The organism is Acidihalobacter sp., from assembly GCF_037381185.1.
Taxonomy (GTDB): domain Bacteria; phylum Pseudomonadota; class Gammaproteobacteria; order DSM-5130; family Acidihalobacteraceae; genus Acidihalobacter_A.
Window position 1 is genome coordinate 79,159 of sequence record NZ_JARRQY010000011.1, and the last position, 19,499, is coordinate 98,657.

The 19,499-nt window shown below is 65.2% G+C and carries 20 protein-coding genes and 1 pseudogene; 9 read left to right on the top strand and 12 right to left on the bottom strand.

The features are described 5' to 3' along the window. The first annotated feature begins 22 nt into the window (after window positions 1-22). The 4 genes from P8014_RS05640 (at window position 23) to P8014_RS05655 (ending at window position 3,070) form a co-directional block, all read left to right on the top strand. Window positions 23-781 carry a tRNA threonylcarbamoyladenosine dehydratase gene (locus P8014_RS05640; RefSeq protein WP_337816326.1) on the top strand — a complete coding sequence of 253 codons (759 nt, stop codon included), beginning with the start codon at window positions 23-25 and terminating at the stop codon, window positions 779-781. Between the two features lie 102 nt (window positions 782-883). Beyond that, entirely contained in the window at window positions 884-1,384 is a 501-nt protein-coding gene (locus P8014_RS05645; RefSeq protein WP_337816327.1) for a universal stress protein, read from the top strand. 22 nt (window positions 1,385-1,406) lie between these two features. After that, window positions 1,407-2,321, top strand: coding sequence for a sulfite exporter TauE/SafE family protein (locus P8014_RS05650; protein ID WP_337816328.1), 915 nt, complete (start codon window positions 1,407-1,409; stop codon window positions 2,319-2,321). After that, window positions 2,318-3,070 (top strand): TIGR02186 family protein, encoded by a 753-nt coding sequence (locus tag P8014_RS05655; protein ID WP_337816329.1) that lies wholly within the window; start codon window positions 2,318-2,320, stop codon window positions 3,068-3,070. The genes P8014_RS05650 and P8014_RS05655 overlap by 4 nt, the downstream gene beginning before the upstream one ends. Window positions 3,071-3,140: 70 nt before the next feature. On the opposite strand, the gene P8014_RS05660 is transcribed toward P8014_RS05655, so the two are convergent. From P8014_RS05660 to glyQ, 7 genes and pseudogenes are all read right to left on the bottom strand, one after another. Beyond that, window positions 3,141-4,382 (bottom strand): DEAD/DEAH box helicase, encoded by a 1,242-nt coding sequence (locus P8014_RS05660; RefSeq protein ID WP_337816330.1) that lies wholly within the window; start codon window positions 4,380-4,382, stop codon window positions 3,141-3,143. A gap of 279 nt (window positions 4,383-4,661) precedes the next feature. Beyond that, a pseudogene (locus tag P8014_RS05665) lies at window positions 4,662-4,901 on the bottom strand (methyl-accepting chemotaxis protein); the annotation flags it as partial. Window positions 4,902-5,179: 278 nt separating this feature from the next. Continuing rightward, the gene (locus P8014_RS05670; protein WP_337816331.1) at window positions 5,180-5,803 is read right to left on the bottom strand and encodes a hypothetical protein; all 624 of its coding nucleotides are present in this window, start codon (window positions 5,801-5,803) and stop codon (window positions 5,180-5,182) included. Then, entirely contained in the window at window positions 5,803-6,531 is a 729-nt protein-coding gene (locus P8014_RS05675) for a lysophospholipid acyltransferase family protein (protein ID WP_337816332.1), read from the bottom strand. Before P8014_RS05675 ends, P8014_RS05670 begins: the two co-directional genes overlap by 1 nt. Beyond that, a complete protein-coding gene (gmhB, locus tag P8014_RS05680) occupies window positions 6,528-7,073 on the bottom strand; it encodes a D-glycero-beta-D-manno-heptose 1,7-bisphosphate 7-phosphatase (protein WP_337816333.1) in 546 nt (181 codons plus the stop codon). The genes P8014_RS05675 and gmhB overlap by 4 nt, the downstream gene beginning before the upstream one ends. Further along, window positions 7,070-9,151: a glycine--tRNA ligase subunit beta gene (gene glyS / locus P8014_RS05685; RefSeq protein ID WP_337816334.1), complete on the bottom strand. Its 2,082-nt coding sequence runs from the start codon at window positions 9,149-9,151 to the stop codon at window positions 7,070-7,072. The genes gmhB and glyS overlap by 4 nt, the downstream gene beginning before the upstream one ends. Then, window positions 9,144-10,064: a glycine--tRNA ligase subunit alpha gene (gene glyQ / locus P8014_RS05690; RefSeq protein WP_337816335.1), complete on the bottom strand. Its 921-nt coding sequence runs from the start codon at window positions 10,062-10,064 to the stop codon at window positions 9,144-9,146. The genes glyS and glyQ overlap by 8 nt, the downstream gene beginning before the upstream one ends. Window positions 10,065-10,206: 142 nt before the next feature. On the opposite strand from glyQ, the gene P8014_RS05695 reads away from it, so the two are divergent. Continuing rightward, window positions 10,207-10,776 carry a hypothetical protein gene (locus tag P8014_RS05695; RefSeq protein ID WP_337816336.1) on the top strand — a complete coding sequence of 190 codons (570 nt, stop codon included), beginning with the start codon at window positions 10,207-10,209 and terminating at the stop codon, window positions 10,774-10,776. Between the two features lie 22 nt (window positions 10,777-10,798). Here P8014_RS05695 and P8014_RS05700 read toward each other — a convergent pair whose 3' ends face one another. Both P8014_RS05700 and P8014_RS05705 read right to left on the bottom strand, forming a co-directional pair. Next, window positions 10,799-12,319, bottom strand: coding sequence for a YifB family Mg chelatase-like AAA ATPase (locus P8014_RS05700; RefSeq protein WP_337816337.1), 1,521 nt, complete (start codon window positions 12,317-12,319; stop codon window positions 10,799-10,801). Between the two features lie 9 nt (window positions 12,320-12,328). Then, the gene (locus P8014_RS05705) at window positions 12,329-12,625 is read right to left on the bottom strand and encodes an accessory factor UbiK family protein (protein WP_337816338.1); all 297 of its coding nucleotides are present in this window, start codon (window positions 12,623-12,625) and stop codon (window positions 12,329-12,331) included. 310 nt (window positions 12,626-12,935) lie between these two features. Here P8014_RS05705 and P8014_RS05710 point away from each other — a divergent pair, with 310 nt between their 5' ends. The 4 genes from P8014_RS05710 (at window position 12,936) to fetB (ending at window position 16,169) form a co-directional block, all read left to right on the top strand. Continuing rightward, complete coding sequence (locus tag P8014_RS05710) at window positions 12,936-13,274, top strand: P-II family nitrogen regulator (protein WP_337816339.1); 339 nt, start codon at window positions 12,936-12,938, stop codon at window positions 13,272-13,274. Window positions 13,275-13,311: 37 nt separating this feature from the next. After that, the gene (locus tag P8014_RS05715) at window positions 13,312-14,619 is read left to right on the top strand and encodes an ammonium transporter (protein WP_337816340.1); all 1,308 of its coding nucleotides are present in this window, start codon (window positions 13,312-13,314) and stop codon (window positions 14,617-14,619) included. Between the two features lie 108 nt (window positions 14,620-14,727). Beyond that, the gene (locus tag P8014_RS05720) at window positions 14,728-15,372 is read left to right on the top strand and encodes an ATP-binding cassette domain-containing protein (protein WP_337816341.1); all 645 of its coding nucleotides are present in this window, start codon (window positions 14,728-14,730) and stop codon (window positions 15,370-15,372) included. Then, the gene (fetB, locus tag P8014_RS05725) at window positions 15,363-16,169 is read left to right on the top strand and encodes an iron export ABC transporter permease subunit FetB (RefSeq protein ID WP_337816342.1); all 807 of its coding nucleotides are present in this window, start codon (window positions 15,363-15,365) and stop codon (window positions 16,167-16,169) included. The genes P8014_RS05720 and fetB overlap by 10 nt, the downstream gene beginning before the upstream one ends. A gap of 33 nt (window positions 16,170-16,202) precedes the next feature. On the opposite strand, the gene P8014_RS05730 is transcribed toward fetB, so the two are convergent. From P8014_RS05730 to P8014_RS05740, 3 genes are all read right to left on the bottom strand, one after another. After that, window positions 16,203-17,252, bottom strand: coding sequence for an SGNH/GDSL hydrolase family protein (locus P8014_RS05730; protein WP_337816343.1), 1,050 nt, complete (start codon window positions 17,250-17,252; stop codon window positions 16,203-16,205). 414 nt (window positions 17,253-17,666) lie between these two features. Then, window positions 17,667-18,113, bottom strand: coding sequence for an arsenate reductase (thioredoxin) (gene arsC, locus P8014_RS05735; protein WP_337816344.1), 447 nt, complete (start codon window positions 18,111-18,113; stop codon window positions 17,667-17,669). Window positions 18,114-18,137: 24 nt separating this feature from the next. Next, the gene (locus tag P8014_RS05740) at window positions 18,138-19,448 is read right to left on the bottom strand and encodes an arsenic transporter (protein WP_337816345.1); all 1,311 of its coding nucleotides are present in this window, start codon (window positions 19,446-19,448) and stop codon (window positions 18,138-18,140) included. Between the last annotated feature and the right edge of the window lie 51 nt (window positions 19,449-19,499).

Here is a 19,499-nt window from a genome sequence, read left to right on the forward strand (position 1 = left end):
AATACCCTATACTCGCGCGCCCATGGACAAGGAACCGAATAGCGTCGATCCGGCGCAGGAACGCACCGCCATTCTCGTCGGCACGGCCGGGCTCGAACGCCTGCGCGCCGCGCGAGTGCTGGTGGCCGGCCTCGGCGGCGTCGGCGGTGCCGCGGCCGAGGCGCTGGCGCGGGCCGGAGTTGGGCACATGACCCTGCTCGACCACGACGTCGTCGCGCCATCCAATCTCAACCGCCAGATCGTCGCCCTGCACTCGAGCGTCGGACGCGGCAAGACGCAGGTCATGGCCGAGCGCGTGCGCGACATCAATCCGGCGGCGGAACTCGATCTGCGCAGCCGCTTCCTGCGCCCGGAGGATGCGCCGGAGCTGATGGCCGAGCAGCCTTACGACTACGTGCTCGACTGCATCGATTCGATCGCCTGCAAGGCGGCGCTGGTGCTGGCGGCGCAGCAGGCGGGCCGGCCGGTCATCTCCAGCATGGGGGCGGGCGGGCGCCTGGATCCGACCCGTATCCACGTGGCCAAGCTCAATCAGACCTCCCGCTGCGGTCTGGCGCGCGAGATGCGCAAGACGCTCAAGCGGCTCGGCGGCCAGTTGAATTATCCGGTCGTCTATTCGGACGAGGAGGCGGTCAAGGGGCTGCCGCATCAGCCGGTCGGCGGAGACGTTCCGGGCCGTCCGCGGGCGGTAAACGGCACCATCAGCTATCTCCCCGCGCTGTTCGGCTTCACCCTGGCCGGCTATGTGGTCAAGTCTCTATTACAAGACCTTATGCCATGATTAGCTTGGAAATTTTGCTGCCGAGCGCAATTTCCACTAAGCTAGCCGCGCTCTCTGGGTCGCAACAGTCGACCCGCATCTATAACTACTCAGTCGACCGCAATGGAAAATGGCCTGATTCTCGCGGGCGTGGACGGTTCCCAGAATTCCCTGCTGGCCGTCGGCGTCGCCGCGCGCATGGCTTCGTTGATCGGCGCCCGCTTGGGCCTGGTCCATGTTCTCGACGAGCCTGTCCTGGGGTACTGGGGCGGATTGCACAATCGCATGGCCGAGGACGTGCGCGAAGAAGCCGAAAAAACGCTGGCGGACGTCGCACAACGTGTGCAGCTCGTCTGCGGCATGACCCCGGAAATCTTCATTGAGTCCGGCCTGCCGGATGACGTCATACCGCAGGTCGCGGCACGCGAGCCGGGCGTCATGATGGTGATCGTCGGTCGCCATGGTCTCGACGGCGAGCATCACGCCCGCCTGCTCAATCCGCGTACCGGACATATCGCCGCACATCTGGCGGGCCATCTGTCGGTACCGGTGATGTGCGTGCCGCCGGACGTGGCCTCCTCGCAGATCTGCGAGGCCATCGACCAACTCCGCTCCGCCACCTGATCGCGAGAGGCCAATCAGCGTCATGGATATCTTTCTGCCCATTGCCCACATGGATATCAACCTGCTGCTGATCATTGTGTTCGGCGGCGTGGTCGGTTTCCTCTCCGGGTTGGTCGGGGTCGGCGGCGGCTTTCTCATCACTCCGCTGCTGATTTTCGTTGGCGTGCCGCCGCTGGTCGCCGTGGCCACCGGCGCGGCCCAGATCGTCGGCACCTCCGCCAGCGGCAGCTATGCGCACTGGCGTCTCGGCAACGTCGATATCCGCATGGCTTTCGTGCTGCTGATCGGCAGCTGGAGTGGCGGCGCGGTCGGCGTACACATCGCCAAGGTGCTGGAGGCCGGTGGGCATTTCGGCACCATCGTCACCTTCCTCTACGTCGGCCTGCTCGGCTTTGTCGGCATCAGCATGTTGATCGAGTCGCTCAACGCGCTGCGCGGCGCCGGCAAGAAACAGAAAAAGGACGTCAAGGGCGAAGGCGGAGGGTGGGTGGCGCGCCTGCCGCTGCAGATGGAATTTCCGGTCTCCGGGTTGCGTCTGTCGCTCATCGTGCCGGTGGTGATCGGCTTCGGCGTGGGCATTCTCACCTCGCTGATGGGTGTCGGCGGCGGTTTCATCATGGTGCCGGTGATGATCTATCTGCTGCGCATGCCGACCAAGGTGGTGGTCGGAACCTCGCTGTTCCAGCTGCTGTTCACCACGGCGGAGGTGAGCATTCTGCAGGCCGGCGTGAACCACGCGGTCGATCCTTTCCTGGCGCTGGTGCTGGTGCTGGGCTCGGCGCTGGGCACGCAGTGGGGCACCAAGCTCGGTGCGCGCCTGCCCGGCGAGCAGCTACGCCTGATTCTGGCCCTGGTGGTGGTGGCGGTGGCGGTGAAGATGCTGTTCGGCATTCTGATCAAGCCCGAAGACCTGTACAGCCTGGTGCCCGCACGATGAAAAGACTGCTGCTCTCGCTAGTGTTTCTCATGCCGGTTCTCGCCTGGGCGCAGAGCGGGGATCTGGTCACCGAACTGACTCGCGATCATGTCGACATTTCCGCACGCTATACGGGCGATCAGATCACGCTTTTCGGTGCGATGTCCGTGCCCGGACAGATCGTCGTCAAGGTTCGTTCGCCCGACCAGTCCGTCGCGCTGGAGAAGAAGGGGCGGGCGGGGCCGTTCTGGCTGAGCCAGGGCAAGCACGAGATCAAGCAGGTTCCCGGACTCTACTACCTGCTGTCATCGGCGCCGATCGACGGCATGTTGCCGGTCTCTGTGCGTGCCGCTCATGGCCTCGATCTGACCGATGCCCTGAAGAAAATGCAGACGACGCCTGCGGCCGGAAACGCCGCTGCAGGACAGACGTTGAAGGACGCGGTACTGCGGCTCAAACAGGCGCGCGGCTACTACGTGGCAGATCCAAAAGCGGTCGAGATTCTCGGTGGACGTCTGTATTCGACCGCCATTAAACTGCCGGCGCAGTTGCCGCTAGGCGAATACGACGTCGACATCTATCTGGTGCGCAACGGCCAGGTGGTCGCCACCCAGCATCGCAAGATCAGCGTCGACGAGGTGCAGATGGAGCATTGGATATCCGGTGTCGCCAGCCAGCACTCCTGGACCTTCGGCGTGGTTTTTACCCTGAGCATGCTGCTGCTGGGACTGTTCCTCGGTGTGGTGCTGGGGCGCAGCAAGAAGAACTGAGATTCTGCGCTGACAACCGATGGTCGTAACGAAAACGGGCCGCGATGCGGCCCGTTTTCGTTGTGGCGTACTATGCGCGCCGGTTGCGTGCGCCGGAGCGCCTGCCCGGGGCACCGCCGAGGCCCCGCGAACGACGCGAGGATGGCTTCTGGCGCTGGGGCGGCGGTGCCGTCGCCGCCGTCTCGCTGGGCTCGAAACCGGGCAGTGTTTCGCGCGGCAGTTCGCGCTTAAGCAAGCGCTGGATGCCAGTGAGCAGGCTGTGTTCCTCCGCGCAGACCAGCGAAACCGCCGCGCCTTGTGCGCCGGCGCGGCCGGTGCGTCCGATGCGGTGCACGTAATCCTCGGCCACGTTGGGCAGCTCGTAGTTTACTACGTGCGGCAGGCGGTCGATGTCGATGCCGCGGGCCGCGATGTCGGTCGCTACCAGTACGCGTACGTTTCCGTTCTTGAAGCCTTCCAGCGCGCGGGTCCGCGCACCCTGGCTCTTGTTGCCGTGAATCGCCGCTGCGGTCAGGCCGTCGCGGTCGAGCTGCTCGGCCAAGCGATTGGCGCCGTGCTTGGTGCGGGTGAAGACCAGCACCTGTTCCCAACCGCCGTTGTGGATGAGGTGGGAGAGCAGTTCACGCTTGCGCGGTTTGTCCACCGGGTAGATGCGCTGCTCCACGGTTTCCGCGGCGGTGTTGCGCCGCGCAACCTCGACCTGCACCGGATCGCGCAGCAGGCCGTCGGCAAGGCGTCGGATGTCATCCGAGTAAGTGGCCGAGAAAAGCAAGTTCTGGCGCTGCTTCGGCAGCAAGGCGAGCACACGCTTGATGTCGTGGATGAAACCCATGTCGAGCATGCGGTCGGCCTCGTCGAGCACGAGCACCTCGACCTGCGACAGGTCGACGGTCTTCTGGCCAGCATGGTCGAGTAGGCGGCCTGGGGTGGCGACGAGGAGGTCGATACCGCGGCGCAGGCGGTCGATTTGCGGATTGATGCCGACGCCTCCGAAAATCACCGTGTGCTTGAGCGGCAGATGACGACCGAGGTTCTGCACGTCCTCGCCGATCTGCGCGGCGAGTTCGCGGGTCGGGGTGAGCACCAGTGCGCGCGGGGCGCGTTTCCCGGTGGGGTTCTGATTGAGGCGCTGCAGGGTGGGCAGCACGAAAGCCGCGGTTTTGCCGGTGCCGGTCTGGGCGCCGGCCAGCACGTCGTGTCCGGCGAGCACGGCTGGAATGGCCTGCTGCTGAATGGGCGTGGGCTGGGTATAGCCGAGCGCTTCGACAGCACGCAGCAGTTCGGCACTCAGGCCGAGTTCATGAAATGACATTGAAACTCCTGGGGTCGGCCTCACCCGTTGCTGGGGCCGGTCAGGCGCATGACGGTAAATGGTATGGAACGACCTGTGCGGTATGGAACAACCGCGAGGTGGGAGGCATCGACCGGATGATGCCGCAAGGCGCGCAGCATAGCTTAAGCGGTCGCTAATGAACAGTCCGGGTTTCCCTGATCCGGTCACTGAAGGTGTAAAAAACGGTTGCCGGCTTAGGAAAATCCGGACTGTTCATGCGTTCTCGTGGGTGTTTCTCATCAGGCCGGAGACCCGGGAGATCTGTTGCCGGCCTTGTTCGGGACTATCGCTGGCCGATGCCATGCTGTCGTTCGCCGTGGACGTTAGTTGTTGATGGTTCTCGCGGACTACGCTGTTTATCTCCGCAGCGGATTGACTGGTGCGTGCAGCGAGCTGTCGCACTTCGTCGGCGACGACGGCGAAGCGGCGGCCCTGCTCGCCGGCCCGCGCGGCCTCGACTGCCGCGTTGAGTGCCAGAAGATTGGTCTACCCTGCTATGGCGCCTATTGTCGCAACGATATTTTCGATGCTCTTCGAATGTTCATTCAGTTGACCGAACAGTTCGGCGGTGCGGGACACACGTTCGATGATGTTGTCCGACGTCGTGCTTGAGGATTTCAACGGACAAGTTGTCGATGGTGCCGGACACGCTTTGCGTGTGCTGGCGAATGCCGTCCATGCCGGTTGTGATTCGGATGATTTGCAGCTTGCCGTGCCCGGGGCTGTTGGCGGCAGTGAACCCCCTGTTCCCGGTTCGGTGTTGTGCCGGTCAGAAACTATTCGTCCAGCGCACGCTCCAGCGCTTGTTTTACCGCTACGCCGGCGCCGGGGCCGAAGCGCGTCTGTCCGGGAACGAATATGTCCGTAAAGGCGTAGTCGAAGATCAGGTCTTGCACGCCGAGCGAGCCGAACAGTCGGTTTTCCGCGGAATAGTCGCCGGTGTGTGGAACCAGTGTGGGCCAGCCGTCGGCGCCGGGTTCCAGCGCCGGACCGAAGAACAGCGCACCCGGCTTGTTCTTCAGACGCATCGCGCAGGTGCCTTCGGTGACCCCGGACATGGGCAGGAAGTCGATGGTGCGGGTGAGGCGGTTACGCTTACTGTCCAGCGTCAGGTCGATCGTGCCGTCGATGGACGGCGCCTCGGGTTCGCTGGCCAGGCTTTCGGCACCGCTGGCTTCGCGCCAGCGGTCCAGTTCGCGCGCACCATGCCGGCTGGGCAGGAAGATGTAGCGTAGTGGCGCAATGGCCTGCAACTCCTGCAGCAGCGCATCGTCGAACGGCGGTGTGTTGATCAGCACACCTTCGGCCTTGTGGTCAGCGATGTAGTAGACCGCGGGGGGCAGGATATCCGCAATGCGGTAAATGCTGCGATCGCGTAGAACGGCGAGTTCGTCCAGCATCAGTTCCTCGCTCCGCTTGCCATGGCCTCCAGTTCGCGGGTACGCGCTTTGATCCAGGTCTCGGCTTCGGCATTGATGTCTTCGGCTTTGCGTCCACGGCTGTCGATGACCGGACCGATGGAGACCGTCACTACGCCGGGTCGTGTTGGCAGGCCGCGCCGCGGCCATACCAGGCCGGCGTTGTGCGCCACCGGCACCACCGGTGCGCCGGTGTGCGCGGCGAGGCGTGCGCCGCCGGCCTTGAAGCGCTTGTGTTCGCCGATGGCCGTGCGCGTACCCTCGGGGAAGATAACCACCCAGATGCCGCGGGTCAGCCGGTCGGAACCCTGCTCCAGCAGCTGCGTGCCGGCCTGGAGGTTCTTGGAGCGGTCGATGGCGACCGGCTCGAGCGCTTTCAGGCCCCAGCCGAACAATGGCAGACGCAGCAGTTCTCGCTTGAGCACCCAAACCTGCGGCGGGAAGATCGCCTGGAAGGCGAAGGTTTCCCAGGCGGATTGGTGTTTGGAGAGCACTACCGCGGCCTGCTGCGGAATGTTCTCGGCGCCTTCGATCTCCATGCGCACGCCGCAGATCAGGCGCAGCGTCCAGAGCACGAATTTCGTCCAGCTCGAAATGATGAAGTAGCGCTGGGAATAAGGCAGTGGGCCGATCACCAGCGAGAGCAGGGCGAAGGGGACCATCGTGATGGTGGCTATCGCGACCCACAGGTAGGCACGCAGGCGGTTCATGCGAACTCCTCTGAAACGAGCGTGGCGGCGACTTGGGCCAGATCCTCGAACACCGGTACGTCTTCGGGCAGCTTGCCGGAGGCAAGGGTGCGTTCGCCCTTGCCGGTACGTACCAGCATGGGCTGGGCGTCGACCATCAGCGCGGCCTCGATGTCGCGCAGACTGTCGCCCACGGCGGGCACGCCGGTCAGATCGGCGTCGTAGCGGCGGGCGATCTCGATGAACAGTCCGGCGCTGGGCTTACGGCAGTCGCAGGCGTCGTCCGGGCCGTGCGGGCAGAAGAACACGGCATCGATGTGCCCGCCGTGGCTGGCCAGCAGGCGGTTCATCTTCTCGTGCATGGCGGCTAGGGCTTCCACGTCGAACAAGCCGCGCGCGATACCGGACTGATTGGTGGCGACCACCACGCAGTAGCCGGCCTCGTTCAGCCGCGCGATGGCTTCCAGGCTGCCGGGAATCGGCAGCCATTCCTCCGGCGATTTCACGTAGGCGTCGGAGTCCTCGTTGATGACGCCGTCGCGGTCGAGAATGATGAGTTTCATGGCTGCAGGCGCGACAGATCGGCCGTGCGCAGGAACAGCGCCGAAAGCCTAGCCAGCAGGGCCAGCCGGTTGCGCCTCAGGTTTTCGTCCTCGGCCATGACAAGCGTGGTGTCGAAGAACGCGTCGACCGGCCCGCGCAGCGCGGCGAGCCGCATCAGCGCTGGGGTGTAGCGGCCGTCCTCGAACAGCGGTTCGACCTCGCCTTCGGCCTCGGCCAATGCGGCAAGCAGCTCGCGTTCGTTGTCCTCCTGCAGTTCGTCGGCGCGTACTTGTGTGCCGACCTCGTCGCCGGCCTGGCGCAGGATGTTGCGGATGCGCTTGTTGGCCGCCGCCAGGCTTTGGGCTTCGGCGAGGGCACGGAAGCGTTGTACGGCCTGTACGCGGCGGTCGAGATCGGTTAGCCGGGTCGGCCGGCAGGCCAGTACCGCGTCGATCACGTCGGCCGGAATGCCCTTTTCGGCATAATAGGCGGTCAGGCGTTCCATGACGTAGTCGAACACTTCGTCGACGGCGCTGGCGGCCGCTTCCACGCGCTCGCTCAGCCCGGCCGCGGCGAGGCGCAGCAACTCGTGCAGATCCAGTTCCAGGCCGCGTTCGATAAGGATGCGTACCACGCCGAGCGCGGCGCGGCGCAGCGCGAAGGGATCCTTGGTGCCGCTGGGGCGCTGACCGATGGCAAAGATGCCGACCAGGGTGTCGAGTTTGTCCGCCAGCGCAAGGGCTTGGCCGATGATGCCCTCGGGCAGTTTGTCGCCGGCGTGTGCAGGGCGGTACTGGTCCTCGATGGCCTGTGCTACCGCCTGCGGTTCGCCGTCGTGGCGGGCGTAGTGGCGGCCCATCGTACCCTGTAGTTCGGTGAACTCGAACACCATGGTGGTGACCAGGTCGCACTTGGCCAGTTCGCCGGCGCGCCGGCCATGGTCCGGATCGGCGCCTAGGCGTTCGGCGATGGCGGCGGCCAGGTTTGCGAGCCGTTCGCTCTTGTCGAACAGCGTGCCGAGCTGCTTCTGGAACACCATGCCGCGCAGTGCGTCGCGGCGGTTGGCCAGCGGCTGTCGACGGTCCTGCTGCCAGAAGAATTCGGCGTCGTGCAGGCGCGGGCGGATGACGCGCTCGTTGCCTTCGCGTACCTGGGCCGGGTCGCGGCTTTCGAGGTTGGCGATGGTGATGAAGTGCGCCATCAGGCGGCCGCCGGCATCCAGCACCGGGAAGTAGCGCTGGTTGTCCATCATGGTGGTAATCAGCGCCTCGTGCGGTACGTCGAGGAAGCGTTCCTCGAAGCCGCCGGCGATGGCGACCGGCCATTCGACCAGGGCGGCGACCTCATCGAGCAGGTGCTCGTCGAGCATAGCGCGGCCGCCGAGTTCGGAGGCCAGCGCCTCGACCTGCGCCTTGATTGCCGCGCGGCGCTCACCGAAGTCGGGCAGCACGTGGCCCTCAGTCTCCAGCAGCGGGGCATAGGCGGCTGGATCCGCGACGTGCAGCGGTGCCGGATGATGCGCGCGGTGGCCGCGCGTCTCGCGGCCGCTCTTCACGCCAAGGATCTCGGCTTCGATGAGCGTCTCGCCGAGCAATAGCACGATCCAGTGCACCGGGCGCACGAATTCGGCGTCGCCAGCGCCCCAGCGCATGCGCTTGGCGATGGGCAGCTTGCCCAGTGCGGCCTCGAGAATTTCCGGGACTAGTTCGGCAGTGCTACGGCCGGGCTCGTGGATATAGGCACACAGCCAGGCGCCCTTGTCGGTTTCCAGGCGCTCCAGGGCGTCCACCTCGAGTCCGACCGAACGCGCGAAGCCTTGCGCGGCCTTGGTCGGCTGGCCCTCGGCATCGAAGGCGGCGGTCAGCGCTGGACCGCGTCGCTCGATGCTGCGGTCCGGTTGAGTGAGGGGCACGTCCTTGATGTGTACGGCGAGGCGTCGCGGCGTCGCGAAGACGCGGCGGGTGCTGCCGCCCACACCGGCGGTATCCAGGCGGTTGGCGATCTCCTCGGCCAGGGTGTCGGCCAGGGTGCTCAGCGAACCGGGTGGCAGTTCTTCGGTACCGAGTTCAATCAGCAGGTCAGCGCGTGGCTCAGCCATGGGCTACCTCCGGGGAATTTTCGAGCATCGGGAATCCAAGGCGCTCTCGTGAAGCGTAGTAGCCCTCGGCGATGGCGCGCGCCAGAGTGCGCACACGCAGAATGTAGCGCTGGCGCTCGGTCACGGAGATCGCTTGGCGTGCGTCGAGCAGGTTGAAGGTGTGAGACGCCTTGAGCATCTGTTCGTAGGCTGGCAGCGGCAGGTCGGCCTCGATCAGGCGCAGGCTCTCCGCCTCGCAGGTGTCGAACCAGCCGAACAGTTTTTCGATGTTGGCGTGCTCGAAGTTGTAGCGCGACTGTTCGACTTCGTTCTGGTGGAACACGTCGCCATAGGTCACGGTGCCCTGCGGGCCGCGCGCCCAGACCAGATCGTAGATGCTCTCCACGCCCTGCAGATACATGGCGATGCGTTCCAGGCCGTAGGCGATCTCGCCGGTCACCGGACGGCAGTCGAGGCCGCCGACCTGCTGGAAATAGGTGAACTGGGTGACTTCCATGCCGTTGAGCCAGACTTCCCAGCCCAGCCCCCAGGCGCCCAGCGTGGGCGACTCCCAGTTGTCCTCGACGAAGCGGATGTCGTGCACCAGCGGGTCGAGTCCCATGGCGCGCAGCGAGCCGAGGTAGAGGTCCTGGATGTCGTCCGGCGACGGCTTGAGCGCCACCTGGAACTGGTAGTAGTGCTGCAGGCGGTTGGGGTTCTCGCCGTAGCGCCCGTCGGTGGGGCGGCGCGAGGGTTGCACGTAGGCTGCGCGCCAGGGCTCCGGGCCGATGGAGCGCAGGAAAGTGGCCGCATGGAAGGTGCCGGCACCCATTTCCATGTCGTAGGGCTGCAGGAGCACGCAGCCCTGTTCGCTCCAGTAGTCCTGCAGCGTGCGGATGAGGTTCTGGAAGGTGGAGACGTCGTATTGGGTCATTAGCCTTGGCTGGCGAAGATGTGCGAAATCGTAAGCGCGGCAGTATAACCCGCAGCGCCGCCCGGTCTCTACGCGCGCGGCGGATGGGCACGGGTCGTGCTATGAGTTTCGGGAGAGTCCCCGTACATAGGAGAACTCCGCGATGAGCAAGCTGATTCTGGAACCCACCGCGCAGGCGCTTTGGCACCGTGCGTTGCGCGAAGCCTCCGGTGCCGCCGGACGGCCGCTGGACGATGTGTTGGAGGCCTATCTGCTTATGGTGCTGATGCGTTTCACGCACCGGCCGGAGATTCTGCGCACCATCATGGCGCGTGAATATCTCGAGGGCATGCAGCTGACAGGTCGCGTCCGCGAGGAGCGCCTGCGCGACGTGGGCGATCAGTGTCTGATCCTGGCGGGATTGTTCCCCGGGCTGGCGCGCCGGCGGCGCGTGTCGACGGCGTACTTTGTCGATCTCGGGCGTGGGGCCTACGGCGAGCTGGCCGCTCGTCTGGCGCAGTCCGCAGGGGAACTCTACCGGCAGCTGACCGCGGCGTTCGTGATGTTGATGGACGTGCTGCATGCCTTGCGCGGCAGCCACGCACTTGAGGCGTTGACGCCGCTGGAGCATTGGGAGTTGTGGGAGAGTGTCGGGAGCCGAACGGCGCGCACCGCCCTGGCCGGGTCAGGCGAGGCGCTGCCGGTTGCGGCTGGAGCGCCGGGGGTGCACTGAGCCGGCTGCGGAGCAGCTCGGCTCAGCCCTGTTGCGCGCCGTTCCAGCGATCCATCGCGCGGTAGCCCAGCGCTTCGGCGAGATGCGGTCCCTCGATGTGCGGGCTGTCCTGCAGGTCTGCGATGCTGCGCGAGACTTTCAGGATGCGGTGATAGGCGCGCGCGGACAAGTGAAAGCGCTGCATGGCCTGCTCTAGCAGTGAACGTTCGGCGTCGGCTAAGGAACAATGGCGGTCGACCTCGCGAGCGCTGAGCTGAGCGTTGGTTCGATCCTGGCGAGCGAGTTGGCGCTCGCGTGCGACGACGACACGAGCTCGCACCTCGGCGCTCGTTTCCCCGCGTGGTGCGTCGCTGCGGAGGACGTCATGGGGCAGCTGCGGCACTTCGATCTGCAGGTCGATGCGATCGAGCAGGGGAGCGGAGATGCGGCTGCGATGGCGGTTTCGCTGTTCCGGCGTGCAGATACAGTTGGCGCCGAGATCGCAGGCGTAGCCTTGCGGGCAGGGATTCATCGCTGCGACCAGCTGAAAGCGGGCCGGAAAGTCGGCCTGGCGCGCGGCTCGGGAGATGGTGATGTGCCCGGTTTCCATGGGCTCGCGCAGCACCTCGAGCACATGGCGGTCGAACTCCGTCAACTCGTCGAGAAACAGCACGCCGTTATGCGCCAGCGATATCTCCCCCGGCTTCGGTTGGGAGCCTCCTCCGACGAGCGCCACGCCCGAGGCCGTATGGTGAGGCGCACGAAACGGACGGCGACTCCAATCGTCGAGGCGCAGTCCCTGCTCGCTGATGGAGGCGACGACGGCGGTTTCCAGCGCTTCGGCCTCGCTCATGGGGGGCAGGATGGTCGCCAAGCGGTTGGCAAGCATGGTTTTCCCGGTGCCCGGTGGCCCGATCATCAGGATGTTGTGCCCCCCTGCGGCGGCGATTTCGAGCGCGCGGCGGGCTTGATGTTGACCGCGCACATCGCTCAGGTCGACGTCGAGGGATTTTTCACTGCTGACGGGTTTGTCCGTATAGATGGGAAGCGGGTCTTGTCCGGCCAAGTGGCGACAGACCGCCAGCAGATGATCGGCGGGTCGGGTGGTGAGGTCGTTGAGCAGCGCGGCTTCACCGGCATTGGCCGTGGGTATGACGAATTCCCGCCCGCGTGCGCGGGTGGCGATGGCTGCGGGCAGGACGCCGCGTACGCCTCGTAGCTCTCCACTCAGCGCGAGTTCACCGAGAAATTCGGCGTCTTCCAGGCCATCGGCGGGAAGTTGTCCCGAGGCGGCGAGGATGCCCAAGGCAATAGGCAAGTCGTAGCGGCCGCCTTCCTTGGGCAGATCTGCGGGGGCCAGGTTGACGGTGATGCGTCGTGCCGGGAATTCGTAGTGGCTGTTGACCAAGGCGGCTCGCACGCGATCCTTGCTTTCGCGCACGGCGGCCTCCGGGAGGCCGACGATGGCTAGGCTCGGTAGTCCGTTGCCCAGATGGACTTCGACGCAGACTTCGGGTGCGTCTATGCCGAGTTGTGCGCGGGTGTAGACCCGGGCGAGTGACATCCCGGCGCGTCAGTCTTCTGCGTGCACGTCGTCGGGCACTTCCGTTTCGTTCGTGCCGCCGATGCCCAGCTGTGCCTCCAGGGCACGCACGCGCTCCTCCATGGCGTCGAGTTTCTCCCGCGTGCGGGCCAGCAGCATGCTCTGCACCTCGAACTCGTCGCGGCTGACGATGTCGAGGCGCTGCATCGCGCCCTGCAGGCCGGCGCGCACGGTTTTTTCAAGATCGTGTTGGGCCGTGCGCAGCGATTCGGGAACCGCGTCGTTCAGCTTGGCGGCCAGGTCGTCGAGGGTTTTGGGTTCCAGCATTGGGTGTCCTCCTGATATTCGGGTGATTTGAGCCTATCGGGCTTCCCGGATCAAGCGCTTATGTCGCAACGATTGAGCCGCGTCAAAGCGTCCGCCGGCGGTGCGCCTATTTCGTGCGATTTGCACCATTTTTGTGCATATACCTGCTGGTGGGGGCGATGGAAACCAAGGATGTTGCTGTTATTGCATTGATATAAAAGAAAAATATTTGAATGGCATGGGTTCTGCTACGGGGTGCCATACGCCACGCAGGGTGCGCGGATACCTTGAACCATAGGGGAACGGTCATGAAAACAGGAGGCACGCAGGCATGAAGTTGCTTATCGCCATCATCAAGCCCTTCAAGCTCGACGAGGTCCGCGAGGGTCTTTCGGAAATCGGAGTGCAGGGCATCACGGTGACCGAGGTCAAGGGCTTCGGTCGGCAGAAAGGCCATACGGAACTCTACAGGGGGGCGGAGTACGTCGTCGACTTCCTGCCCAAGGTGAAGATCGAGGTCGCGCTGGACGATGCGCTAATCGACCAGGCCATCGATGCGATCAGCAAGGCCGCCAGCACCGGTAAGATCGGCGACGGCAAGATCTTTGTGATGCCCTTGGAGCAGGCGATCCGCATCCGCACCGGCGAATCCGGCGTCGATGCTCTTTGATCCGTACTTCGATAATTCAAACCCGAGGAAACATGCGATGAATTTCAAACGTACGATTGCCTCGGCCGGCGGGGCGCTATCCCTGCTCGGTCTGTGGCTCCTTCCCTCGATTGCGATGGCGGATACGCCCAAGCTTGATTCCGGCAATACCGCGTGGATGCTGACTTCCACCGCGCTGGTCCTGCTCATGACCATCCCCGGTGTGGCGCTGTTCTACGGTGGCATGGTTCGCCGCAAGAACCTGCTGTCGGTGGCCGCGGCCACCTTCGCCGTGACCTGCCTGATTACCGCAATCTGGACGATCGCGGGCTATTCGCTGGCCTTCAAGGGCGACGGCAAGTTCGTGGGCGACCTCAGCGCCGTGTTCCTCAAGGGCATGGGCTACGATTCGATGAGCGGCTCGATTCCGGAAACGGTCTTCATGACCTTCCAGATGACCTTTGCCATCATCACGCCGGCGCTGATCATCGGCTCCATCGTCGAGCGCATGAAGTTCTCCGCGCTGCTGTGGTTCCTGGGCCTGTGGTCGCTGCTGGTCTACTCCCCGATCGCGCACATGGTCTGGGGCGGCGGCTGGCTGGGCAGCGACGGTGTGCAGGACTTCGCGGGCGGTACCGTGGTGCACATCAACGCCGGTGTGGCCGGTCTGGTCGCGGCGCTGGTGCTCGGCAAGCGCAAGGGCTACGGTACGCAGCCCATGCCGCCGGTGAATCTGGTCTACACCATGACCGGTGCCGCCCTGCTGTGGGTGGGTTGGTTCGGCTTCAACGCCGGTTCCGAGCTGGCTGCCGACGGTACCGCGGGCATGGCCATGGCCGTGACCCAGATCGCCACCGGCATCGCCGCGCTGGCGTGGATGTTCGCCGAGTGGGCCGCGCGTGGTAAGCCGACCCTGCTGGGCATGAGTTCGGGCGCGGTCGCCGGTCTGGTCGCAATCACCCCGGCTTCCGGTTTCGTCGGCCCGATGGGCGCGATCGTGATCGGCATCGCTGCCGGCGTGATCTGCTTCTGGACCTCGGTCTACATGAAGAAAATGCTCGGCTACGACGACTCGCTGGACGCCTTCGGCGTGCACGCCATCGGCGGTATCGTCGGCGCGCTGCTCACCGGCATCTTCTCAGCCGCCATGTTCGGCGGCGCAGGCCTGAGCGATATGGCGCACGGCAGCATCGGCGCGCAGTTCTTCATTCAGCTCAAGGGCGTGCTCTTCACCATCGTCTACGATGCGGTGGTCACCTTCATCATCCTGAAGGTGCTGGACGTCATCATGGGTCTGCGCGCGTCGGAGGAAGACGAGTCGCAGGGGCTGGACATCACCCAGCACGGCGAGCAGCTCTACGAATAAGCACTACGCTAGACTGCAAGCCGACGACGGGGGCGCCTTCGGGCGTCCCCGTCTTTCGTTCGGCGGGAGAAATACGCAAAACGCCCGGTTTGCTGGATAATGAGTGCTATGGATTCCCCTATCGAGAAGTCTTCATCGCGCCTCGAGGTGCGGGGGCTGAGCGGCAGCGTGTTTCGCGACGTAAGCCTGAGCCTTGCCGCCGGCGAGTGCGTCGCGTTGACCGGCCCTTCCGGCAGCGGCAAGAGCGTTCTGCTGCGCGCCATCGTGGATCTCGACCCGAATGCCGGAGAGGTGCTGCTCGACGGTGAATCGCGCGCAGGCTTCACGCCCTCCGCCTGGCGCAGGGCGCTGGCTCTGGTGCCCGCGGAGCCGGCCTGGTGGGCGGAGCGGGTTGTCGAGCACTTTTCGCATGGCGCCGAGCCCGATCTGCCCGAGCTGGGGCTGCCTGCGGAGGCTTTGGACTGGGAAGTGGCGCGTTGCTCGAGCGGCGAGCGCCAGCGCCTGGCGTTGCTGCGCTCGCTCGCGCTCGCTCCGCGGGTGCTGTTGCTGGACGAGCCCACGGCCAACCTGGATGCCGACAGCCGCGGGCGGGTCGAAACACTGGTGGATAAGTTTCGTGGTGAGGGCGGTGCTGTGCTGTGGGTCACGCATGATCCCGAACAGGCCTTGCGGGTAGCCGGGCGACGTCTGGAGCTGGCAAAGGGCGGGTTGAGTCCCGCGGACGTGGAGACGGAGGGGCAGGCATGGGCCTGATCAGTCTGACGCCGTTCGATCTGGGGCTGGCCGCCGTGCTGATACTCGCATTGGCCGGCCTGAGCCTGTGGCTGAGCCTGGGTCTGGAGCGTACCTTGCTGATCGCCGCGCTGCGTACCACCCTGCAGCTATGGCTGGTCGGGCTGGTGCTGAAGGTGTTGTTCGACAACGCCAACCTCGGTTGGATCGCTCTGGGGGCGGGGTTCATGATCCTGGTTGCCGGGCGCGAGGTCATGGCGCGTCAGCAGCGTCGTTTCCGCGGTGGCTGGGGCTACGGCATCGGCACACTGGCGTTGGCCGTGCCCAGTCTGGCGATCATTCTGCTGGCGTTGCTGGTGCTGGTCAGGCCGGAACCCTGGTACCAGCCGCAGTACGCCATTCCCCTGTTCGGCATGCTGGCGGGCAATTCGATGACCGGCGCTGCCGTCGGACTGGACCGCCTGACCCAGAACGCCTGGCAGCAGCGCAGCGCCATCGAGGCGCGCCTGCTGCTCGGACAGCGCTGGGACGAGGCGATATCGGACCTGCGCCGCGAGAGCGCCCGGGCCGGCATGATTCCCATCATCAATTCCATGGCCGCGGCCGGCGTGGTGAGCCTGCCGGGCATGATGACCGGCCAGATTCTCGCGGGGAGCCCGCCGACCGAGGCGGTGAAATACCAGATCCTGGTCATGTTCCTGATCGCGGCGAACACCGGGTTTGCCGCGCTGGGCGGCGTCTGGCTGGGCTCGCGGCGCCTGTTCGACGAACGCGAGCGTCTGCGTCTGGACCGTCTGCGTTCCGCCGAACGGTCCTGACCCCGAGTATCTACGCCACCATCGGAGCGTCCATCAGACCTTCGGCTTCTGCTGCCTGCGGGCGCTTCGCGCCAGCAGCATCAGCATGAGCAGCCCGGTCATGAGCATGGCGATGCTGCCCGGCTCCGGCACCATCGCGGAGCGGACATGGTTGGCAAGTATCTGGTGTCCCGCGGCTGTGGGATGCTCTCCGTCCCAGAACAGATACTGATCCGGCTGGGCGCAGACCGTGCCCGAAGTCGGATCGGTCAGGTTGCCGGTCCAGCAGGGATCGGTCACGTTGGTCAGGTGGTATTTGGCTGGGTCCTGGCCAACCTGGTCGAGAAGCTGAAAGGTGTCGACCTGGGTCAGAGCGAAACCGTCGGTCGAGGACAGGCTGGCCAGCGTGGCGGCCAGGGCTGCATCGTATTGCTGGGTGACCTGCTGGATCGTGGCCAGCGTGGCGGCGGGGTTCGCCGTGCTGTTGGCGAGCGCCTGCGCATCCGGCGTCTTGCTCAGGTCGGGTACGTTGAGCACGAGCAGGTTCTGCATGCCCGCGTTCGCCAGGCCGCTGACGAAGCTGCCAACGTTACCGATCGCCTGCGCCAGGTCCGTGCCGATGCTGGTGGGCGCGATGGCGCCGGTGGCGAGTCCACCGAACAGGGCATTCAGGTCGTTGGCGCCGATCCAGAGCGTGTACAGCGCATCAGGCTGGGGGGAGTGAACCGTTGCCGTGAAGGCGGTGAGCTGGCTGAGTAGATCGGTCGAGTTCTGCGTGTGCGCCAGGGTCGTGCCGGTTTGTGCACCGCCGAAAGCGTAGTCGTTGCCGCCCGCCAGACTTGGCGTCACTGCACCCAGGCCCAGCGACGCGGACAAGTCCTGCACCCAGACGTTGCCGTTCGTGAACCGGCCATTCGAGTACGGGGGCGAGACGGGCGTGGTGCCGCCGCTCGCAAGATAAATATTGCCGGTATCCGACAGGCTGTCGCCGAAGGCGTAGATTCCGGAAAACGCAGTGGCGGAAGCCGGAATGCTGCTTACGAGATACAGCAGGCCAGCTATCGCGACGGACGCGAGGTGTCGGTAAACGCGCATTCCCTTCATGATCGCTGATTCCTTCTTATTCTATAGGTCGACGTGACTCTGCCTCGGCCGGGGGGAGGTTCTCCCGCAAAGCCGCGACTGCTCGCTTATCGTCCGCGCTGGATTTGCCCGGACTGTTCTTGTGGGACTTCAGGGCGAAACACAATATCCGCGCCAACTCGATATAAAGCTATTTAGCTCAAACGCTTAGCTGTTTTGTTTCGGAAGAGGGGTGGCGGATGCGTAAAAAAATCCGACGCCTCTGTCCGGTCCGGAAAGCGGCGTCGGTCGATGCGGGAACAGGATGGAATTGGGCCGCGCGCAAGGACAGTGCGCGGCGGAAAGAGTGACTTCAGGGTGTCCGCGAAGGGATCGCAGCACCCCGTTTCCGCGCGGGATGCACCCGCGGGAAGTGTAAAGTCGAACGCATCGGTTTCAGTCGTTCGGCGTACGGTCTGCCGCCAACTCCGTCTCCAGCAGGGCGTGAACCCGCTGATTCACTTCGTCGCGTACCCGGCGGAATTCGGCCATGATTTCCTCTTCCGTGCCGGTGGCCTTGGCGGGATCCGTCAGAGGCCAGTGCAGTTTGCGTACGCCGGCCGGCAGCACCGGGCAGTGCTCGTCGGCGTGGCCGCAGACCGTCACCACCAGATCGGCGCGGGCGAGCATGTCGTCGCTCAATCGAGTCGACTCCTGCGCGGAGATGTCCACGCCGGCTTCGGCCATGACGGCGATGGCGCGTGGATTCTTGCCGTGAGCCTCGATGCCGGCGGATTCGGCGATCACGCGGTCGCCGCCGAGCGTGCGGGCCCAGCCTTCGGCCATCTGGCTGCGGCAGGAATTACCGGTGCAGACGAAGAGCAGGTGCAGAGGCGCAGTCATGTTTCAGTTCCTTGGTTGGAGCGCTCAATAGCCGACGACCGGCAGCCATGCCGCCAGTGCCAGCAGGGTGAGAAGCAGCACCGGCGGCGTGAGGATGAGGCCGACCTTCATATACTGCCCCCAGGTGATGGTCTCTCCCTTGCGTGCGAGCACGTGCAGCCAGAGCAGCGTGGCCAGGCTGCCGATGGGGGTGAATTTAGGGCCCAGATCGCAGCCGATGACATTGGCGTAGATCATGGCCTCGCGGCTGACGGCGGACAGCCCGTGCGCCTGGTCGATGGCCAGCGCCCCGACCAGCACGCTGGGCATGTTGTTCATGACCGAGGACAGTCCGGCGCTGAGAAAACCGGTGCCGACCGCGGCGGTCACCGGTCCGTGGGCGCCGAGCCATTCCAGCGCGCGGGCGACGTAGTCGGTCAGTCCGGCGTTGCGCAGGCCGTAGACCACCAGATACATGCCGAGGCTGAAGATCACGATCTGCCACGGCGCTTCCTTGAGCACCTTGCGCACGGCGATGCGCGCGCCGCGCCCGCCGGCATGCCAGCGGGCGGCCAGTGCAAGCAGAACGAGCGCGCCGGCGCCGGTGACCACCGATACGGGAACGCCGAAGGGCGCGGTGACGAAGTAGGCGATGAGCAGCAGGCCGAGCAGGGGGAAGGCAGCGCGAAAGACCAGTGGGTCGCGCAGCGCAGACGCGGGCGACTCCAGATCGTGGGTGTCGTAGCGCGCCGGCAAGTGACGGCGGAAATAGAGCCACAGGACGCCCAGCGTGGCAGCCAGCGTAACCAGGTTCACCGGCACCATGACCGCGGCGTAGCGGTCGAAGGGAATGCCGAAGTAGTTGGCGCTGACGATGTTGACCAGATTCGAGATCACCAGCGGCAGGCTGGTGGTGTCGGCAACGAAGCCGGTGGCGATCACGAAGGCCAGCGCCGTGGCGGGGCTGAAGCCGAGGCGCAGCAAGATGGCCAGAACGATTGGCGTGAGCAGCAGCGCCGCGCCGTCGTTGGCGAAGAAGGCGGCGATCACGGCGCCGAGCAGGATGATCAGTGGGAACAGGCGATGGGCGTCGCCGCGGCCCCAGCGGGCGACATGCAGCGCTGCCCAGTGGAAGAAGCCGGCTTCGTCGAGCACCAGCGAGATGACGATCAGCGCCACGAAGGTAAAGGTCGCGTCCCAGACGATGTGCCATACGATCGGGATGTCGCCGAGGCTGATGACGCCGGTGGCGAGCGCGACGAGCGCACCGGCGAGCGCGCTCCAGCCGATGCCCAGGCCGCGCGGCTGCCAGATGACGAAGACCAGGGTGACGACGAAGATCAGCAGCGCTAGCATGAGCGGTTGTCTGGGTCTCTGAAGTGGATTTGGACTATAATTGGCAAGGCA

Bases quoted from the DNA above. Each gene is read 5' to 3' on its own strand.
- P8014_RS05640 (WP_337816326.1), top strand. From the start codon at position 23: ATGGACAAGGAACCGAATAGCGTCGATCCGGCGCAGGAACGCACCGCC.
- P8014_RS05645 (WP_337816327.1), top strand. From the start codon at position 884: ATGGAAAATGGCCTGATTCTCGCGGGCGTGGACGGTTCCCAGAATTCC.
- P8014_RS05650 (WP_337816328.1), top strand. From the start codon at position 1,407: ATGGATATCTTTCTGCCCATTGCCCACATGGATATCAACCTGCTGCTG.
- P8014_RS05655 (WP_337816329.1), top strand. From the start codon at position 2,318: ATGAAAAGACTGCTGCTCTCGCTAGTGTTTCTCATGCCGGTTCTCGCC.
- P8014_RS05660 (WP_337816330.1), bottom strand. From the start codon at position 4,382: ATGTCATTTCATGAACTCGGCCTGAGTGCCGAACTGCTGCGTGCTGTC.
- P8014_RS05670 (WP_337816331.1), bottom strand. From the start codon at position 5,803: ATGCTGGACGAACTCGCCGTTCTACGCGATCGCAGCATTTACCGCATT.
- P8014_RS05675 (WP_337816332.1), bottom strand. From the start codon at position 6,531: ATGAACCGCCTGCGTGCCTACCTGTGGGTCGCGATAGCCACCATCACG.
- gmhB (WP_337816333.1), bottom strand. From the start codon at position 7,073: ATGAAACTCATCATTCTCGACCGCGACGGCGTCATCAACGAGGACTCC.
- glyS (WP_337816334.1), bottom strand. From the start codon at position 9,151: ATGGCTGAGCCACGCGCTGACCTGCTGATTGAACTCGGTACCGAAGAA.
- glyQ (WP_337816335.1), bottom strand. From the start codon at position 10,064: ATGACCCAATACGACGTCTCCACCTTCCAGAACCTCATCCGCACGCTG.
- P8014_RS05695 (WP_337816336.1), top strand. From the start codon at position 10,207: ATGAGCAAGCTGATTCTGGAACCCACCGCGCAGGCGCTTTGGCACCGT.
- P8014_RS05700 (WP_337816337.1), bottom strand. From the start codon at position 12,319: ATGTCACTCGCCCGGGTCTACACCCGCGCACAACTCGGCATAGACGCA.
- P8014_RS05705 (WP_337816338.1), bottom strand. From the start codon at position 12,625: ATGCTGGAACCCAAAACCCTCGACGACCTGGCCGCCAAGCTGAACGAC.
- P8014_RS05710 (WP_337816339.1), top strand. From the start codon at position 12,936: ATGAAGTTGCTTATCGCCATCATCAAGCCCTTCAAGCTCGACGAGGTC.
- P8014_RS05715 (WP_337816340.1), top strand. From the start codon at position 13,312: ATGAATTTCAAACGTACGATTGCCTCGGCCGGCGGGGCGCTATCCCTG.
- P8014_RS05720 (WP_337816341.1), top strand. From the start codon at position 14,728: ATGGATTCCCCTATCGAGAAGTCTTCATCGCGCCTCGAGGTGCGGGGG.
- fetB (WP_337816342.1), top strand. From the start codon at position 15,363: ATGGGCCTGATCAGTCTGACGCCGTTCGATCTGGGGCTGGCCGCCGTG.
- P8014_RS05730 (WP_337816343.1), bottom strand. From the start codon at position 17,252: ATGAAGGGAATGCGCGTTTACCGACACCTCGCGTCCGTCGCGATAGCT.
- arsC (WP_337816344.1), bottom strand. From the start codon at position 18,113: ATGACTGCGCCTCTGCACCTGCTCTTCGTCTGCACCGGTAATTCCTGC.
- P8014_RS05740 (WP_337816345.1), bottom strand. From the start codon at position 19,448: ATGCTAGCGCTGCTGATCTTCGTCGTCACCCTGGTCTTCGTCATCTGG.